This window comes from Paraburkholderia sp. BR14374 (genome assembly GCF_040948685.1).
Taxonomy (GTDB): Bacteria; Pseudomonadota; Gammaproteobacteria; order Burkholderiales; family Burkholderiaceae; genus Paraburkholderia; species Paraburkholderia youngii.
The window spans coordinates 1-255 of record NZ_JBFPKF010000161.1 but is presented as its reverse complement, the minus strand read 5'-3'; the positions used below and the strand labels follow the sequence as shown (position 1 = coordinate 255).

Sequence of the window (255 nt, the reverse complement as noted above, 5' to 3'; positions counted from 1 at the left end):
TGATGGCGGTGGTGCGAAACCTTGGGCGCTCAACGACTGGAACAACTGGGTCAACTGGAACAATCAGCAGAACAACCTGCTGGCGCCAGAAGCCAGCCTGAAAGCGCTGAAGGGCAGCATGAATCACGGTCAGGACGACCTCATCGGCCACCTGCAGAACACCGGCCTGAACATTGGCATCTACGTCCCTGAAGAGCTTTGCAAGGTATCCACCCCCAACCAAGATCCCACCAATCTCACCGGCGGCAACGCAGG

General features: G+C 58.0%; 1 protein-coding gene. It reads left to right on the top strand.

The window, feature by feature from the left end:
• Positions 1 to 255 (top strand): hypothetical protein (locus tag AB3X86_RS38490; RefSeq protein ID WP_368599922.1); only part of this gene is annotated, 255 nt, incomplete at both ends.